Annotated in this window: 18 protein-coding genes and 1 pseudogene; 3 read left to right on the forward strand and 16 right to left on the reverse strand. The window is 44.0% G+C overall.

Annotation, left to right across the window (positions count from 1 at the left end; genetic code table 11):
- Window positions 1-12: 12 nt before the first annotated feature.
- The 4 genes and pseudogenes from fliH to HFELIS_RS01480 all read right to left on the reverse strand — a co-directional run bounded on the left by fliH (window position 13) and on the right by HFELIS_RS01480 (window position 4,202).
- On the reverse strand, window positions 13-807 hold the full coding sequence (gene fliH, locus HFELIS_RS01465) for a flagellar assembly protein FliH (protein ID WP_013468765.1): 795 nt from the start codon (window positions 805-807) through the stop codon (window positions 13-15).
- Window positions 800-1,828 (reverse strand): flagellar motor switch protein FliG, encoded by a 1,029-nt coding sequence (gene fliG / locus HFELIS_RS01470; protein ID WP_013468766.1) that lies wholly within the window; start codon window positions 1,826-1,828, stop codon window positions 800-802. The genes fliH and fliG overlap by 8 nt, the downstream gene beginning before the upstream one ends.
- Window positions 1,829-3,532, reverse strand: a complete 1,704-nt coding sequence (gene fliF, locus HFELIS_RS01475; RefSeq protein WP_013468767.1) for a flagellar basal-body MS-ring/collar protein FliF — start codon at window positions 3,530-3,532, stop codon at window positions 1,829-1,831. It abuts the gene before it with no gap.
- A gap of 15 nt (window positions 3,533-3,547) precedes the next feature.
- Window positions 3,548-4,202 (reverse strand): annotated as a pseudogene (locus tag HFELIS_RS01480) (phosphatase PAP2 family protein).
- A 200-nt stretch (window positions 4,203-4,402) separates the two neighbouring features.
- Between HFELIS_RS01480 and napA the strand changes: the two are divergent.
- Complete coding sequence (gene napA, locus HFELIS_RS01485) at window positions 4,403-7,222, forward strand: periplasmic nitrate reductase subunit alpha (RefSeq protein WP_013468769.1); 2,820 nt, start codon at window positions 4,403-4,405, stop codon at window positions 7,220-7,222.
- A gap of 165 nt (window positions 7,223-7,387) precedes the next feature.
- Here the strand turns inward: napA and HFELIS_RS09025 are convergent, their stop codons facing one another.
- Together HFELIS_RS09025 and HFELIS_RS01490 are read right to left on the reverse strand one after the other, a co-directional pair.
- Window positions 7,388-7,561, reverse strand: coding sequence for a hypothetical protein (locus HFELIS_RS09025; protein ID WP_013468770.1), 174 nt, complete (start codon window positions 7,559-7,561; stop codon window positions 7,388-7,390).
- Window positions 7,562-7,727: 166 nt separating this feature from the next.
- Window positions 7,728-8,315, reverse strand: a complete 588-nt coding sequence (locus tag HFELIS_RS01490) for a ribonuclease HII (RefSeq protein ID WP_013468771.1) — start codon at window positions 8,313-8,315, stop codon at window positions 7,728-7,730.
- A 69-nt stretch (window positions 8,316-8,384) separates the two neighbouring features.
- Here HFELIS_RS01490 and HFELIS_RS01495 point away from each other — a divergent pair, with 69 nt between their 5' ends.
- Window positions 8,385-10,130, forward strand: coding sequence for a tetratricopeptide repeat protein (locus HFELIS_RS01495; RefSeq protein WP_013468772.1), 1,746 nt, complete (start codon window positions 8,385-8,387; stop codon window positions 10,128-10,130).
- A gap of 410 nt (window positions 10,131-10,540) precedes the next feature.
- Window positions 10,541-10,774, forward strand: coding sequence for a hypothetical protein (locus tag HFELIS_RS01500; RefSeq protein WP_013468774.1), 234 nt, complete (start codon window positions 10,541-10,543; stop codon window positions 10,772-10,774).
- A 172-nt stretch (window positions 10,775-10,946) separates the two neighbouring features.
- Here HFELIS_RS01500 and rplS read toward each other — a convergent pair whose 3' ends face one another.
- From rplS to ndk, 10 genes are read right to left on the reverse strand one after another with little or no spacing between them, the layout of a single operon-like run.
- Window positions 10,947-11,312, reverse strand: coding sequence for a 50S ribosomal protein L19 (gene rplS, locus HFELIS_RS01505; protein ID WP_013468775.1), 366 nt, complete (start codon window positions 11,310-11,312; stop codon window positions 10,947-10,949).
- Between the two features lie 11 nt (window positions 11,313-11,323).
- Window positions 11,324-12,037, reverse strand: a complete 714-nt coding sequence (gene trmD / locus HFELIS_RS01510; protein ID WP_013468776.1) for a tRNA (guanosine(37)-N1)-methyltransferase TrmD — start codon at window positions 12,035-12,037, stop codon at window positions 11,324-11,326.
- Window positions 12,037-12,570: a ribosome maturation factor RimM gene (gene rimM / locus HFELIS_RS01515; RefSeq protein ID WP_013468777.1), complete on the reverse strand. Its 534-nt coding sequence runs from the start codon at window positions 12,568-12,570 to the stop codon at window positions 12,037-12,039. The genes trmD and rimM overlap by 1 nt, the downstream gene beginning before the upstream one ends.
- Before the next feature lie 18 nt (window positions 12,571-12,588).
- Window positions 12,589-12,867: a KH domain-containing protein gene (locus HFELIS_RS01520; protein ID WP_013468778.1), complete on the reverse strand. Its 279-nt coding sequence runs from the start codon at window positions 12,865-12,867 to the stop codon at window positions 12,589-12,591.
- The gene (rpsP, locus tag HFELIS_RS01525; RefSeq protein ID WP_013468779.1) at window positions 12,867-13,103 is read right to left on the reverse strand and encodes a 30S ribosomal protein S16; all 237 of its coding nucleotides are present in this window, start codon (window positions 13,101-13,103) and stop codon (window positions 12,867-12,869) included. The genes HFELIS_RS01520 and rpsP overlap by 1 nt, the downstream gene beginning before the upstream one ends.
- A gap of 44 nt (window positions 13,104-13,147) precedes the next feature.
- The gene (locus HFELIS_RS01530; protein WP_013468780.1) at window positions 13,148-14,146 is read right to left on the reverse strand and encodes a beta-ketoacyl-ACP synthase III; all 999 of its coding nucleotides are present in this window, start codon (window positions 14,144-14,146) and stop codon (window positions 13,148-13,150) included.
- A gap of 10 nt (window positions 14,147-14,156) precedes the next feature.
- On the reverse strand, window positions 14,157-15,176 hold the full coding sequence (gene plsX / locus HFELIS_RS01535; protein WP_013468781.1) for a phosphate acyltransferase PlsX: 1,020 nt from the start codon (window positions 15,174-15,176) through the stop codon (window positions 14,157-14,159).
- A gap of 15 nt (window positions 15,177-15,191) precedes the next feature.
- Complete coding sequence (gene rpmF / locus HFELIS_RS01540) at window positions 15,192-15,341, reverse strand: 50S ribosomal protein L32 (protein ID WP_013468782.1); 150 nt, start codon at window positions 15,339-15,341, stop codon at window positions 15,192-15,194.
- 10 nt (window positions 15,342-15,351) lie between these two features.
- Window positions 15,352-15,735 (reverse strand): hypothetical protein, encoded by a 384-nt coding sequence (locus HFELIS_RS01545; protein WP_013468783.1) that lies wholly within the window; start codon window positions 15,733-15,735, stop codon window positions 15,352-15,354.
- Between the two features lie 2 nt (window positions 15,736-15,737).
- On the reverse strand, window positions 15,738-16,136 hold the full coding sequence (ndk, locus tag HFELIS_RS01550; protein ID WP_013468784.1) for a nucleoside-diphosphate kinase: 399 nt from the start codon (window positions 16,134-16,136) through the stop codon (window positions 15,738-15,740).
- Window positions 16,137-16,269: the final 133 nt, after the last annotated feature.

Raw genomic sequence — 16,269 nt, forward strand, 5'->3', positions numbered from 1 at the left:
AGTGCTTCCACCTTATACCTTTAAGTTGTCTAATACACTTTCTTTAAGATTTTTATAGCGCGTCATTAAATTGCCATCGATATTTCCCTGAGAACTGCTAATGAGCACTCCTCCTTTAGCGATCGCATCATTGGGTTCTAGCTTGATTTTTGGCATGTCCTTAAGGTGTTGGGAGAGGTAAGGGTAATCTAGCGTATTGACTTTCAAGCAAATATCCGTAGCGTCCATGATGTTTTGTAAAAGTTGCTTGGCTAAAGCTAGAGCAACCTCTTGGCTTTTCTCCTCCACTTCCTTTACAATGACTTCTTTAGCGATCTCCACAGCGATCGCGCTGAGTTCTTTTTCTAGTGTCTCTAGGTGGGCTTGAGATTGTTGCATTTGTTGATCAATAGTGCCTAAGGATTGCAGGAGGTGTTTTTTCTCCTCCTCAATGCTCGCGCTCAAGTCATCTTTAGCTTTTTGCTCTCCTTCTTTAAAACCTAACTTATAGCTATCCTCCCTAGTCTGTTGCAAAAGGGTTTGGCTTTCTTCTTGACTTTTTTCAAACTGCATCTGCAACTTGGCCAAATGGCTAGAGAGTTCATCGGTTTTCTTGAGCAAACACTCTACAAGCTCATTTTCTAATTGGATGGAACGCGTGAGCTCTGCAGACTCCAAAGGTGGAGGAGGGGGCGCGCTACGCGGTGTGTTGCTCTCAGGCTCAGGTTCTGGGGCAAAATCGGCAATGGATTTAAACTCGTAGCGCGCGATGCTATGCTTGGCAAGATCGTCCTTGGCGATCAGGTTTTCTTCACTAAAATTATTCAACAATATCCTCTTCTCCACCCATTTGGATAATACCTTTCTCAGCTAGGGATTGGACTATCTCAATGATCTTGCGTTGGGCAGATTCCACATCTTTAATTTTCACTGCACCCAAGTAAGCCATTTCCTCAATGAATTGTTCGCTCGCACGGCTACTCATATTGCTTAAGAATTTGGCTTTAAGCTCCTCAGTGGAGGTTTTGAGCGCAAGGGTAAGGTCTTTTTTGTCTGCCACCTTAAGGATTTCACGAATGGCAAAGTTATCAAGTCCGCTAATATCTTCAAAGGTGAACATCATTTCTTTAATGTCATTGGCCAACTTAGCATCAATATTTTCAATGCGCGCAAGAGTAGTTTTGGCTGCCTTTTGACCCAAGCGGTTAAAGATTTCAGCCACAGCACGCGTGCCACCTACTTCTACCTTGTAGCTAGTGAGGGCCTCTAACTTATTCTCTAAAACGGTGGAAACTCTTTTAACCACTTGAGGAGAAATATCTCCTAAGGAAGCCATTCTAATACTCACTTCCGCCTTCATGTCATCTGGGAAGAAACTCAAGGTTTCAGCAGCATTGGGGGATTCCATGTGGGCTAAAATGAGCGCGATAGTTTGAGGGTGTTCGTTGATGATAAAGTCGGCAAGTTGTTGGGGCTTGATCCGTCCCAAATAAGCGAAATTCTTTTGGGTTTGTAAAGAACGGCTAAGTTTCTCTAAGATGATCTTGGCTTGTTCAGGCCCTAAGGCTTTGACTAAAAGCTCGCGTGCGTATTCTAGTCCTCCGCTATTGATGTATTGATTGGATTGTAAAATGACAAAAAACTCTTCTAAAACCGCCGCACCCACTGCCTTATCTGTGCCATTGAGTTGCACAATCTGCTTGCTAATTTCAGTGATGGAGTCCACATCTAAATGGCGTAAAATCCCCGCTGTGGCCTCTTCGCCCACTTGAATCAACAAGATTGCAAGCTTTTCAGACATCGTAAATTCATCGAGCTGAGTTTTTTGTCTGGGGGTTAGCTTTGCCATTTAGTTTCCTTTTGTGGTAGTGATTGCCACCTCATCCTTAATTAACAACTGAAATAAAGAAGCCACCTCTGCGGGTTTTTCTTTGAGCGCGCCCTTAACGCGCTCTAGCATAATATCATACTTCACATCTTCTTCATTAAAGCTCGCGCTCAACCCTAGCTGATCCTCCACTTTTTTACGCATTTCTCCAAAACGATCGATCTCTTCTTCATCATCCTCATCCATCGCAAAGAGAGATTGAACTTTTTCTTCTTCATCTGGCTGGATTTCTAGCATACGCTGGCTGAAAGGGGTGATGACTTTTTTGTAAAAAACATAGAGAATTAACCCGATGATAAGATACTTAAAGAGGGAGGAGAAAGGTCCTAAGTATCTCTCTGTGGTGTTGACAAATTTCTCATAGGCACTGATAGGCACATATTTGGCGGTTTTGGCATTGAACTCAAAATTGCTCACCGCCACCGCATCTCCACGGCTTTGGCTATAACCTATGGCCTGTTTGACAAGCGCGTTGATCTTGTCCATTTCCTCAGCGCTCAAAGGCACATACTCAATTGTTTCTGTCCCGTTTTTATCCACTTTTTTATAACGCCCATCCACAACAACGGCCGCATTCAAGCGAGTGAGCACGCCAAATTCGCCCTTGATTTCGCTAACCGTCTTCCCTACTTCGTAGTTTGTGGTGTTGGTAGATTTTTCGTATTTTTCTTTGAGCTGATCGTTGGCGACACCTTGCACAGGCCCGATATTACTCACCACGCCAGGCACTCCACCCACTTGTTTTTTAGGATAACCCTCTCTTTTTTCCTCCATACTTTGTTCGCTACGCACGACATTATTTGGATCAAAAGTTTCTTTTGTGCTTTTCTTTTGACTGAAATCAAATTCTGCGCTTACCTTAGCGACAACTTTATCGCGCCCTCCTACAATGGGAGCTAGAATGTTAGAAATCTTGCTTTCTAGTAGATTTTCAAAATTCTGCTTATAGTGGAGTTGGGCTTGAGCTAACTCCTTAGTGGTGTCTAATTCATCATCTTCTCCTAAAGGCTCACCATTTTCATTGACTAATTTGACATTCTCCACAGTGAGCTTAGGCACAGAGGCAGCAATTAGATTCTTGATTCCAAGGATCTGTTTGGGCAAAAGGCGCATATTGGGCTTGATTTTGAGCATCACAGAAGCGGTAGGAGGAATCTCTCGACTGACAAAGACGCTATCTTTGGGAATGGCGATGTGCACACTGGCTTTATCAATGGGCGTTAAACTCTCAATAGTGCGGCTCAGTTCCCCCTCAATAGCGCGGATATATTTGATATTTTGATCAAAATCTGTTGCGCCAAAATCTTTTGTATCAAAGATTTCATAGCCTACTTTACTGGTTTTGGGAATCCCCTGCGAAGCCAACGCGATTCTCTCTTCATAAATCTTATCTTTGGGGATTAGAATTGTGTCGTCTTTGGGGATTTTATAAGGGATTTGTTTTTGTTGCAAATATTGCAGAACTAAAGCATTGTCGCTATTATCCATCCCCTCAAAGAGCACACCATAATTGGAGAGATCGTTATTCCCTTTAGTGGGATAAACAAGTAGGAAAATAAGAAAGGCCACCACCAAGACAAAGGCTGAAACAATGGTGATCTTTTGCGCCTTGTTGAGCCGGGCAAAAAGATCGATGATCTGTTGGAATAAACCCTTAAAATCCACGCACTATCCTAATACTCATCTAGCGTTTTTTAACCATCCTACATACAACCCCATGGAAAAACATGCCCAAGCCATGCCCATCAAAAACCCCCCCAACACATCTGTAGGATAATGCACACCCAAATATATGCGCGTGTACATCATAAACCAAATCCACAACAATAAGGCAACGCTAAAAATCCATTTTGTGCTAGCTTTCATGGTGCTCATACAAACCAACAATAAAAGTGAACCATAAAACAGGCTTGCAGCCAAAGCATGTCCGCTAGGATGACTAAACCCATGGGCAAAGACAATTTCTCCATTAGTTTCTGGGCGAGGGCGTGCAACCCAAAGTTTCATGACTTTCAGGGCGGTTTCACCCAAGACAATACTTAAGAAAAACCCCAAGCCCAAAACTCTATTTTTTTTGATAAAAATATAAAAGAGTCCTACAAGTGCCGCCAAACTCAAAGTGAATTTAGATTTTGCACAAAAGGTGATTATGCTAATAAACTTAGTATAACTACTTTCTGCCATAGGAATAGGGTGAGTGCGCACCCAAGCGATCACCATTCTATCCAAATGTTCTACCCACTCCTGATGGGTTTTGACAGAAAAAATCTCATAAGGCAAATAGTATGCCCAACACAATCCCTAACAGCCATACAAAGCCACTCCACTTACGCATAGAAGGTGATAACCTATGTGTATTACCACTCAAATGTCCATAGAAATTCCCCATTTTTTAGTTCTCCACTGATTTTTGAAGCCGTAATGCTCGCGATCATAACCAAAAATTGATGAAAAATAACTATAATTACCAACCATTTACTCATAAATGGACTTTAAAATGCAGGTTTCTGCATCCACTTATTAAGGAGTTTCCTAATGACAAACCGATCATCTGAACACCGCATACAAGACAACTCTAGACGCGAATTTTTAAAATCTGTGGCTATCACCTCGGCTTTGGGCAGTGCTGGATTGCTCACTCCTCCAAACCTAGCGGCCAAAGCAGAGCAGGCCCAAGCGGGCTGGAAGTGGGATAAGGCAGTGTGCCGTTTCTGTGGCACGGGCTGTGGAATTATGGTTGCCACTAAGGATGATAGAATTGTTGCTACCAAAGGCGATCCTCTTGCTCCTGTCAATCGTGGTTTAAATTGCATCAAAGGTTATTTTAACTCCAAAATCATGTATGGAGCTGACCGGCTTGTAGAACCCCTTTTGCGCGTAAACGAAAAGGGTGAGTTTGATAAAAAAGGCAAATTTAAACCCATCTCTTGGCAACGCGCCTTTGATGAAATGGAAAAGCAGTTTAAAAAATATTATCAAGAATTAGGGGTTACTGGGATTGGGATTTTTGGAAGCGGACAATACACCATTCAAGAAGGTTATGCGGCCAGCAAGCTCATCAAAGCTGGGTTTAGAAGCAATAACATCGATCCTAATGCGCGCCACTGCATGGCCAGCGCGGTGGTAGGTTTCATGCAAACCTTTGGCATCGATGAGCCTAGCGGATGTTATGATGACATTGAGGCTACCGATACTATCATCACTTGGGGGGCAAATATGGCCGAAATGCACCCCATTTTGTGGTCTAGGGTGAGCGATCACAAACTCAACAACGCCAATAAAGTTAAAGTAGTCAATCTGACCACTTTTACAAACCGCACCTCTGGGATAGCGGATATGGAGATCATCTTCACCCCCAATACGGATTTAGCCATTTGGAATTACATCGCTAGAGAAATCGTTTATAACCATCCAGAGGCCATTGATCAAGATTTTATCAATAAGCATATTGTCTTTGCTACCGGCTATGCAGACATTGGCTATGGCATGCGCTCAGATCCCAGCCATCCGGGCTTTAGACCCAGTGAAAAAGACACCGTAGAAAAACAAAATGCGATCACCCTAGATGAGGAGGAGGCGATCGCCCTCAAACACTTGGGAGTCAAGGCGGGCGATGTGTTAAAAATGGAACACCAAAATGAAGTGGGCAAACATTGGGAGATCACCTTTGCCCAATTCAAAGAAGCCCTAGAGCCCTACACTTTGGAATATGTCGCTAAAGTGGCCAAAGGGGACGCTAATGAATCCTTAGAGGTTTTTGCGCATAAATTGCAACAATTAGCCAAACTTTATATTGAAAAAGATCGCAAGGTGGTGAGCTTTTGGACCATGGGCTTTAACCAACACACAAGAGGATCATGGGTCAATGAACAGGCCTACATGGTGCATTTTCTATTAGGCAAGCAAGCCAAACCGGGTTGTGGAGCGTTTTCTCTCACCGGTCAGCCTAGCGCGTGCGGCACGGCTAGAGAAGTGGGCACTTTTGCCCACCGCCTGCCTGCAGATATGGTGGTTACAAACCCCGAGCATGTCAAAACTGCCGAAAAGCTTTGGCATGTGCCCCATGGCACCCTCAACCCCAAGCCCGGCTACCATTTTGTAGCGATGATGCGCGCGCTCGAAGACGCTAAAGTTAAATTTATTTGGGTGCAGGTGAATAACCCTTGGCAAAATACAGCCAATGCCAACCATTGGATCAAATCTGCTAGAGAGATGGATAACTTTATCGTGGTGAGCGATTGCTATCCGGGAATTAGTGCTAAAGTGGCGGATTTGATCTTGCCCAGTGCGATGATTTATGAAAAATGGGGAGCTTATGGGAATGCCGAGCGCAGAAGCCAACACTGGAAACAGCAGGTTACTCCATTGGGTTCTGCAATGAGCGACACTTGGCAGATTTTAGAATTTGCTAAACGCTTTAAGCTCAAAGAGGTGTGGGGAGAGCAAAAAGTGGATGACAAGCTCACCTTACCCAGTGTGTTAGCCCAAGCGCGCAAGATGGGTTATAAAAGCACGGATACTCTCTATGATGTGCTCTTTGCCAACAAATACGCCAAACGCTACAAAAGCACAGACCCCATCGCCAAAGGCGCGCCTAATTCTGAGATGCATGGGGACAAACGCCATGTCGTGGGCAGTGATGGCAAACCCTTTAGAGGCTATGGATTCTTTATTCAAAAATATCTTTGGGAGGAATACCGCAAATTTGGAGTAGGGCATGGGCATGATTTGGCCTATTTTGATGACTACCACTACGCTAGAGGTCTAAGATGGCCTGTGGTCAATGGTAAAGAAACCCGTTGGCGTTTTAATACGCAGTATGACTACTACGCCAAAAAGGCTGCTCCAGATAGTGATTTTGCCTTTTATGGCAAGGCGGGCAAGAAACTTGTCAGTGGGGATCTTAAAGCTCCTACAAACGACACGCCTAAAAGCCTAGAAAACAAGGCCAAGATTTTCTTTAGACCTTTTATGAAAGCTCCCGAACGCCCTAGTAAAGAATACCCCTTTTGGCTAGCCACAGGGCGGGTTTTAGAACATTGGCACAGTGGCACGATGACCATGCGCGTGCCCGAGCTCTTTAGAGCTGTGCCTGAGGCCTTGTGTTATATGCATGAAGAAGATGGCAAAAAACTAGGAGTCAATCAAGGCGATGCGGTGTGGATTGAATCTCGGAGAGGCAGAGTCAAGGCGCGGGTGGATATGCACGGGCGCAACACGCCCCCAGTAGGCTTAGTGTATGTGCCTTGGTTTGATGAAAATGTCTTTATTAATAAGGTGTGCTTAGATGCGACCTGCCCACTCTCCAAACAAACCGACTACAAAAAGTGCGCGGTAAAAATTACTAAAGCCTAAACCACAACCCACCGCTTAGGCGGTGGTTAAGCTATAAACGCTAAAAATGTTTAGAAAAATTAAAATTAAAACAACAAAAACAAAGTGAGTCGCAACATTTGCTTCATCGAGCGCAGGCAAAACCGGTGGAGTAAATTATAGCCACTCGGCGTAGAGCACTAGACTTTATTCGCTTTTATCATTTTTCTCATGGAACACGCACGCCCCTTTGTTGCCCAACCCACAGGCTTTTTTGCTGTATTCGATCACCTTTTGGGCATCTGCAGGGACTTCCTTTGATCCGATCACATAAATCGCAGCCAAATTCTGATACGCCTCAGCACTCCCAAAATCTCCCACTTTTTCTAAATCTTTGGTCGCCTTTGCTTTTTGTCCGCGCTATCAACAAACACGCGCCCACAAATGCAGTTATAAACACGCCCTTAGTCCATAAACCCATCAACCCGTTCTCTTTACATAAAAAATAGCCCCTTTGCATTGCAGGACATTTTTTTAAATGTCTGACTTACAAGCCTTGCACCTCTAAAGACCAAATTTTAAAACTCTTGCGGTGTTCTTGAATTAGTCCGTATTTGGCAATGGCTAAGGCGTGTGTGCACGTGCCATAGCCACAATGCCTAGCAAAGCCATACTCTGGGTAGCGTTCATCTAAGACTGACATCTCTCGATCTTTATGCGCCTTGGCTAAGATGGAGGCCATCGCAATTTGAGGGATTTTATCATCTCCCTTGATAATAGCTTCAAAGCTCTCTAAATGCGCAAACTCTAATTTAAAAAGAGTATTCCCATCTAGGCGTACATGCTTGATAGTGGGCAATTTTGAAACAATCTCTGTGATCGCCTCTTGCATGCACACGCTCAAACCCTTGTGATCGATCTCTGGCGCGCTTTTGCTCACCACCACGCTAGTAATGCGTGTATCTTGGATAATTTGTGTGGCAAATTCAAAGCGTTTAGTCCTACTTAGCTGTTTACTCTCTTTAAGTTCTAAGCGCACAAACGCGCTAGCTACATTCTGATCACAGCTCACTCCTGCTACAAACAAAGAGCCGCACCAGCACCCCCGCCCCGCCTCATCGATTCCTAAAATCACACCAAACCTCACTTTAAAATTTATATTTGCATGTTATCATACCCCTTTATTCAATCACAAGGAGTTTTTATGCAACACGCCCACAGCCAGTTAAGCCAACAACTTAAAGCCACCAAACGCGCACACCGCTTGTTTTCTTCTCTAGTAGAGGATGTTGCGGGGGGGGGGGGTATAAATGCCCTCCAAGAGGAAATTAACGATCTTGGCACCAAGTTTAACCAACTCTTAGACACACTCAATACCTTTAACAAAGTCCTAGAGGAGGCTTACCAACAAAATGCAGAGGACGATCCAGACTTAGAGGATTCTCTTATGCAATTTAAAAAAGTCAAGGTTAAAATCAACACCCATCTTGGCGCATTAAATAATCCTCAAGAAAGCGCACCAACTTTAGAGCATATTAAAGGACTAGCTAAACCTTTGGAGGATTTAGAGGTGTTGCTAGAAGTGCTCCAAGCCAACCACAAGACTTGGTTTGAAAACAAAGCAGAGCAAAACTCTACCCAAGAAACCCCTAAAGCACAACCTCAAAACACCACATCCACTAATGACAACACCCCGCAAGTCAAACCCCTATGGAAATATGGGTCTAACACCCTGCAAGCCTTTCAAGATTACATGAAGGCTAAAGACTTGGGCAGTGCTGGGGCTTGGCTAGAGCTAGGCAAGATGAGCGCAGAAGGCATTGTGCTTGTCCCTGATAATAATGTGGCGATGCGTTGTTTTGAAAAAGCCATTGAGTTAGGCTCAGTGCAGGCGATGGTGGAGCTAGGAAAGCTTTACATGGAAAATGGGGACACGCAGGTGTTGGAGTATGGGAGTGGGGAAGCCATCAGTGGGCAAGATGTGGTCAATGCGCTTAAACCTTTGGGCGATGATGTGGAAAGCGAGGATTACTTGGAAATCCTTAAAGTGTGTCAAGTTTTTAAAGATAAAAGCGTTTTTGGTTGCGAGCAAAAGGCTAAAGAACTCTTTGAAAAGGCGGTCAGTTTAGGGGAGGGACGAGGGTATTTGGGATTGGCAGAAATATTTATGTGGGATGATGAGGATAGGGCAAAGGAGTATTACAATCAAGCTATTAGACTTTTAAAACCCCAAGCTGAAAAAGGCGATGGGGAAGCTTATGCGTTGATGGGTGAAGCGCTAAAAGAAAGCGCTGGGTTTAGTAACCAAGAGAGCATGCAATTTTATCATAGGGCTATTGATTTAGGTTATGCCGATGGATATAGCTATTTGGCTGATTTTGTCTATGCTAACATGCTTGGGTCTGGATATACGGAGGCAGAAAAAGAGGAGAAACGCAACACCTATTACAAGCAAGGGGCAAAGCTAGGCAGTGGGGAGTGTGCCAGAGGGTTACGCCCCTCTATGGAAAATCTCCCTTACGAGGGTAGAGATAGTTTAGAGGATTTTGAGCTAGCGGTTGATCAGTCTATAGAATTTATGGATCGACTGATGGAGTGCTTAAAATTACAAGAATTTGTCGCCCTGCATTGCAGACACCATAGAGTGCTTTTAAGCTTTTTATACGGCTTAAGTTTGGCAAGAGCGATCAATATGCGTATTGGTTTAGGAGAAATCAAGCGTTACCAACCCTTGCTAGAACTTGCTAAAAGTAAAGTCTACAAAATTGCCGATGCTTTAGTCCGTCCAAACACTTGGTTTGCAGAGAGTGCTGGAAAAAATCGCAACTATTTTGATGGTCTTTTTCGTCTTATCCATAGCGATCTTAGAGTGTTTGCTAAACCCTATGACAACTGCTATAAGAAAGTGAATGCTGAGGGGATAGTCAAAACTCATGTTGTGATCGGATAATATTCTAGTTTGCTAGTTTGCAACAAACCACAAGGCTAGCACACAAGCTAGCCTTAACTTCTATGATTTTTATGGCTAGCATAAGACTATAGACCTTTGGAGGGGTGCTAAAGTCAAAAATCGGCTAAAATAGCCCTAAACCCTGCTTATTAGGAGCAGATCGCCCATGCCCTCTAACCTGCGTTCCATCCTTCTAAAAAATATCGGAACTCTCCATAAGGCGGATTTAGAAATAGGTAAAATGAAAATGAAAGCTTGATCTATGCGCATGTTGCCAAAAATAAGAAGCTCCCATGACGGCTAGGGAGTTTTAGGAGATAGAAAACGCTATCCATCAGAATTTAAAAATTACACGCAGAGGGGATTGTTTTAGGGTATGTGAAAAACACGCAGAAAGTCGTATTAAGCAGATGGATTTTTATTTTAGGTGCAATGATTCTATGTTTATGCCAAAACAAGATGAGACCAAACATGGCATTAAATTCTTTACGGGGGAAAATCACGCAACAGATTATTGTTGCGATGCCATCATCTTTAAATTTAACCAAAAAGAGGGCAATATCTCTGTGTATTTGTGTGAGATCAAATCAAGTCCCAATGCTAAAAAATTAAAACAAGAACAGCTTCTCAAGACGCAACTATAATCAACGTCAGGGCTCTAAAAGTTGTCAATGGTTGCATGCATATCTCTAAAGAGAGGCAGAATAGTCCATACGGACACCCCACCCCTCAAAGAGCGATCGCACTAACACCCCTCCCACTCTATCATAACTGGCTAGGAGTTAGAGCCTAAAACCCCTTTGGGTATTTCCAAAGCTAGGCGAGTTCTTTTTTACGCACTTCCTTAATTCTAGCAGCTTTGCCCTTGCGGTGGCGCAGATAGTAAAGTTTTGCACGGCGCACACGCCCAATACGCAAAACTTCAATACTCACTAAGCTCTCTGAATAAAGGGGGAAAATCCTTTCTACACCCACACCATTAGCACCGATTTTGCGCACGCAAAAAGTTCTGTCTACACCATTACCACGCACACTAATGCACACACCCTCAAAATTCTGTGTGCGCACTTTATCACCCTCTTGGATACGAATACCTAATTTGATTGTGTCGCCAGCCTTAAAAACAGGAGGTTGATTTTTAATTTGAGAGTCTTCAAAATGTTGGATGTAGCGGTTTTTCATAAAATGCCCTTTCAATGGCTAAAATTTCGCAACGAACGATTCAAAGCATAGAAACTAGGAGCGTGAAACTGCGTCTTGTCCATGGATAAATCGCGCATAAGGTCTTTGATTTTGCCATGATCTCCCTTTGAATACTCTGAAATACTGGGGATGTGCGCACAGCTGGGTGTTTTAAGCGAAGGAGTGCGGGCAAAATTAGGCGCTTCTAGGAGATGATCCTCAAAACTCTCTTGTTCCAAAGAGGTAGCATTGCCTAGCGTGCCTTCTAGTTGGCGCGCTACACTATCGCACAAACATAAACTCGCAAGTTCCCCCCCTGTGAGCACGAAATCCCCAACACTTAAGACTTCATCCGCATGTGTCTCAATGAGTCGCTCATCAAAGCCATCATAACGGCCACAAACTAAAACTAGGTGCTGTTCATGGGCTAAACGCCTCGCATCTTGTTGGCAAAAGCGTTTGCCACTAGGGCTTAAAAAGATGACTCGCGTTGTTTTGGAGCGCACGGCATTAAGGGCATTTTCTACCATGTAGGGATCGAGAATCTGGCCCGCACCCCCTCCTACCAGCGCAAAATCCGCTCTTTGAAATTTATGAGGGGAAAAATCCCGCATGTTATGGATGTCCACACTGAAAACCCCCTTATCTAAGGCGCGTTTTAGGATGGAATCCTCAAAATAAAAGCTCACTAAATGAGGAAAAAGAGTCAAAAAGCTAAAGCGCATCAACTCTCTTCAAGAAGACCGCGCGCATTGCGTGTATAAATGCGTTTGGCTTGCAGATCGGTATGTTGGATGTAGTTTGGAATATAGGGAATCAAAAAGAGTTTTTGAGGGTTTTGCACAAAAAGATAGTCTGTATTGGCCAAACGCTCGACACGCGCCACCTGTCCCAAGCTAACTCCCTCCTCGATAATCTCTAAACCTAGCAGCTGAAAATAGAGAAATTCACCCTCTTGCAGAGTGCAACGCCTCAAGCTCTCCTCTTGGGTCATGGCCACTACAAGATTGGTCAATTCCCTAGCTTTTTCCAAAGTTTGGACCTCTTCAAAGAAAATTAAATTTTTCTTTGGTTCAAAACGAGTGATATGTAAAGAAATGGGTAATTGTCCAAATGCGCCCTGCCGATAAAGATGAACACAAGCTCCATGCACTAAAGTCTCTATAAAATCACCCTCTAGGGCAAACTTTAACCCCCCTAATAAGCCTACCGCCCGCCCCAGATGTCCTATAACGACCAAATCTTCTATTGCAAACATTAAATCAAAGCGCAGTGCTTAGATCACATAGGGGTTTTCAGAAGCGAGCACCACAAGTTTATAACTCAAACCATTCTTAGCTTTCATTCCAGAGATAAAAGCCTTGAGCGCGCTCACCATTTTGCCTTCCTTGCCAATCACCCTCCCCATATCCACCGGACTTGTGTAGATAGCAATCTCTTTAGTATGGGGGTCATCCTCAAGTAATCTTGAGCGTACTTCCACAACCTGCGGGTAAGTAACAACCTTTTTGCAATACTCTAGGATAAAATCTTCTACACAAGTTTCCTCAGACATTAAGCCTTAGAAACCTCTGCGAGTTTGGCAACTCTCTCACTCATCTTAGCCCCTACGCTCTTCCAATAATCCAAACGCGCATGGTCAATTTGGACCACTTTTGGGTGACTTAAGGGGTTATAGTATCCAATGGATTCGATCCAGCCCCCATCGCGTTTTTTTCTAGAATCTGTTACAACAACCCGATAAAAAGGCTTTTTCTTGCGCCCTGTGCGTGTAAGTCTTACAACTGTCATGTTATCCTTTCAAAAGTTTCAATTTTAACGCCCTCTGGCTAAAACTAAGCTTGATCGCCACCATAATATACTAAAGCTGAACCCCAAGTAAGACCCCCACCAAAAGCATCTAGCAACATCAGATCGCCTTTTTTAAGCCGTCCTTGCCTATAAACTTCATCAATAGCCATAGGAATACTGGCCGCTGAAGTGTTGCCGTATTTTTGCACCGTGAGCACCACCTGTTCCTCACTGAAAGAGAGATGGTTTTGCACGGCCTGAATGATGCGTAAATTTGCCTGATGGGGGATGAAATAAGCGATCTCTTCTGGTTGGATGGCATTAGCTTCTAAAATGTCTTCTACATCTTTTAAGAGGGTTTTGATCGCCAATTTAAACACCTCATTACCCTTCATGTGCAAGGTCTGTTGAGAGGGATTTTCTTCCAAGATGAACGCGCTAGGTTTAAGCATGCGTGGGGTATAGAGGTAATTGGCATGTTGGCCGTTAGCCGCAATTTTGACATCTAAGATACTCTCTTTGATATTCTCCGTGCGCCCTATAACACACGCCCCAGCCCCATCTCCAAAGAGCACACAGGTGCTTCGATCCTCAAAATCTAAAACACTGCTACAACACTCCGCCCCCACGATGAGCACATGTTGATACATACCACTCTCGACAAATGCTTTTGCTGTAGCCAAGAGGTAAATAAAGCCACTGCATGCAGCAATGATATCCATGCTAGGCGTGCTGTCTAATCCCAATTTTGCTGCTAATACACAGGCAGTAGAGGGCATACACATGTAATCTGGACTTAAAGTGCCCACCAAAATTAGATCGATATCTTCTTTAGTGAGCCCTGCGCGTGCAATGGCCTCCTTAGCAGCCATAACACCCAAATCGCTACTTTTTTCTTCAGAGCTAGAAAAATAGCGCGTTTTTATCCCTGTCCTCTTTTGAATCCATTCATCACTAGTGTCCAAAAGAGGTTCAAACGCGCTATTTTCTACACAAGCCTTAGGCACATAAGATGCCACAGACTTTAACGCTGCATAAGGCATGTTTCTCCTTTTAAGATGGCTGTGTATCCTTGTGTTCAAAAGCCTGCATCATTTTTTCACACATGCCACCCTCTTTAGCTTTAATCGCTTGATAAATGGCGCATTCAATAGCGCGGGCATTGCTCTTGCCATGACTGATGATGACAGCTTTACTCACGCCCAAGAGGGGCGCGCCCCCATATTCAGCATAATCCGTCTTTTGCCTCAGAGTGCCAAAAGCGCCTTTAAGAAGCAGGGCCCCCAACTTAGCTCCAAAGCTATGGCGGATTTCATTTTTAAAAATAGAGCCAATGGCACTGGCTGTCCCCTCAATGGTTTTTAGGACCACATTGCCCACAAAGCCATCGCAAACAATGACATCCACGGTGTTGTCAAAAATGTCATTACCCTCTACATTGCCTTTAAAAATAGGGGTAGTCGCATGATTGGCAAAAAGAGGGTATTCACTAATGAGCTTAAAAGCTTCTTTGGTGATCAGATTTCCTTTGCTATCCTCTTCACCATTGGAAAGAAGCCCGATGGTGGGGTTCTCATACCCTAAAACACTTTTAGCATACTGATAACCCATGATTGCAAAGTCTAAGAGGTATTCGGGGCGACAATCTGTATTAGCACCCACATCCAGACACAAGCTCGCCCGGTTTTTAATAGAGGGCATAAGGGTGCAAAGTGCCGGACGGCTAACTCCTTTGATGCGCCCGATCTTCAAGGTAGCTAATCCCATCGTAGCTCCACTATGCCCTGCTGAAACCAACGCATCCGCCCCATTTTTGAGAATGTCCATCCCCACAAAGATAGAAGATTCCTTGCGCTTGAGCGCATCGGTGGCATGTTCTTCCATGCGGATATAGTCTGGGCAGTCAATAATCTCAACTTTGGGAGCGAGGTCTTTAGAAATAAAGGCCTTAGCTTTTTGCGCATCGCCTACCATAATGGCTTCAAAGGTTTTGGTGCCGAGTGCCTGAGAAACCCCTTCAATAATGGGTAAGACCCCTTGATCTGCTCCCATCATATCAACAACAATTTTCATTGCCCTAACCTAGAGTTATTTGTAAGTGCCCGTAAATTTATTGGTAAAATGAGGCAATTTCCAACTTCCGTCTTTGGTTTTAACGGGCATCGCCAATTTCACGCTGTAATGTGTGCGTCTTTTTCTGCCTCTTGTTTTGCTCACGCGTCTATCAGGAACTGCCATAAATTATCCTTTATGAATTTGATTGATCTTTATAATGGTAATCGCTATGAATCGATTGCACTTCCGCAAGTAATAAAGCGTTTAAATCAATGCAACCATCCAAACTTTCTACAATGTCCATAGTATCCACAAGCCGCCCGCCGCCGATATGCTGTTCTCGTTGCGCGCCTTGATAAATACCATCTGAAAAGCAAAAGAGAACTTCCTGAGTGATGGATTTATTGAAAAGCACTCCGCTAGAAGCGCACGCCACCTCCACCACTCCATGTAATTTTCCTTCTAACAAAAACAATTTACTATCCACGCGCCACAACTCCCCCTCCAAGCACAGACCTCCAACCTCCACATGGATAGGTTTAGGGCCAGTACCAATTTTGCGCATTTCTAGTTTCATGATTATGCGAAGAAAAAGGCAATCTCTCTTTGGGCGTTTTCAGCACTATCGCTCCCATGCACCACATTAGCATCAATATTGTCCGCAAAATCAGCGCGGATAGTGCCCGGTTTGGCTACTTTTGGATCGGTAGCTCCCATCAACTCGCGGTTCTTTTCTACCGCATTCTCGCCCTCTAACACCATCACAACCACCTCCCCACTGGTCATAAAAGCCATTAAATCTTTAAAAAACGGGCGTTCCTTGTGCACGGCGTAAAAGTCATGCGCTTGCTCGGGAGTTAATTTCAGGCGTTTGATGCGCACCACCTCTAAGCCCGCCTCTTCAAAACGCGTGATGATTTTGCCGATGATGCGCTTTTGCACCCCATCGGGCTTAATAATGGAGAGTGTCCTAGACATCTGTATCCTTAAAATCGATCTTGTAAACCTAGCATTGTAGCAAGATAATCAAGTTTTTAGCTTAAGCTATTAGAGTCTGTAGGATAGGATTAAGCAAAAATACGGGGAGATATGCTGTAAAATTAGACCCTAA

Source organism: Helicobacter felis ATCC 49179, from assembly GCF_000200595.1.
GTDB lineage: Bacteria > Campylobacterota > Campylobacteria > Campylobacterales > Helicobacteraceae > Helicobacter > Helicobacter felis.

Bases quoted from the DNA above. Each gene is read 5' to 3' on its own strand.
- rpmF (WP_013468782.1), bottom strand. From the start codon at position 15,341: ATGGCAGTTCCTGATAGACGCGTGAGCAAAACAAGAGGCAGAAAAAGA.
- trmD (WP_013468776.1), bottom strand. From the start codon at position 12,037: ATGCGCTTTAGCTTTTTGACTCTTTTTCCTCATTTAGTGAGCTTTTAT.
- HFELIS_RS01520 (WP_013468778.1), bottom strand. From the start codon at position 12,867: ATGTCTGAGGAAACTTGTGTAGAAGATTTTATCCTAGAGTATTGCAAA.
- napA (WP_013468769.1), top strand. From the start codon at position 4,403: ATGACAAACCGATCATCTGAACACCGCATACAAGACAACTCTAGACGC.
- HFELIS_RS01530 (WP_013468780.1), bottom strand. From the start codon at position 14,146: ATGCCTTATGCAGCGTTAAAGTCTGTGGCATCTTATGTGCCTAAGGCT.
- rplS (WP_013468775.1), bottom strand. From the start codon at position 11,312: ATGAAAAACCGCTACATCCAACATTTTGAAGACTCTCAAATTAAAAAT.
- HFELIS_RS01495 (WP_013468772.1), top strand. From the start codon at position 8,385: ATGCAACACGCCCACAGCCAGTTAAGCCAACAACTTAAAGCCACCAAA.
- ndk (WP_013468784.1), bottom strand. From the start codon at position 16,136: ATGTCTAGGACACTCTCCATTATTAAGCCCGATGGGGTGCAAAAGCGC.
- rpsP (WP_013468779.1), bottom strand. From the start codon at position 13,103: ATGACAGTTGTAAGACTTACACGCACAGGGCGCAAGAAAAAGCCTTTT.
- plsX (WP_013468781.1), bottom strand. From the start codon at position 15,176: ATGAAAATTGTTGTTGATATGATGGGAGCAGATCAAGGGGTCTTACCC.
- HFELIS_RS01545 (WP_013468783.1), bottom strand. From the start codon at position 15,735: ATGAAACTAGAAATGCGCAAAATTGGTACTGGCCCTAAACCTATCCAT.
- fliG (WP_013468766.1), bottom strand. From the start codon at position 1,828: ATGGCAAAGCTAACCCCCAGACAAAAAACTCAGCTCGATGAATTTACG.
- rimM (WP_013468777.1), bottom strand. From the start codon at position 12,570: ATGTTTGCAATAGAAGATTTGGTCGTTATAGGACATCTGGGGCGGGCG.
- HFELIS_RS01500 (WP_013468774.1), top strand. From the start codon at position 10,541: ATGGATTTTTATTTTAGGTGCAATGATTCTATGTTTATGCCAAAACAA.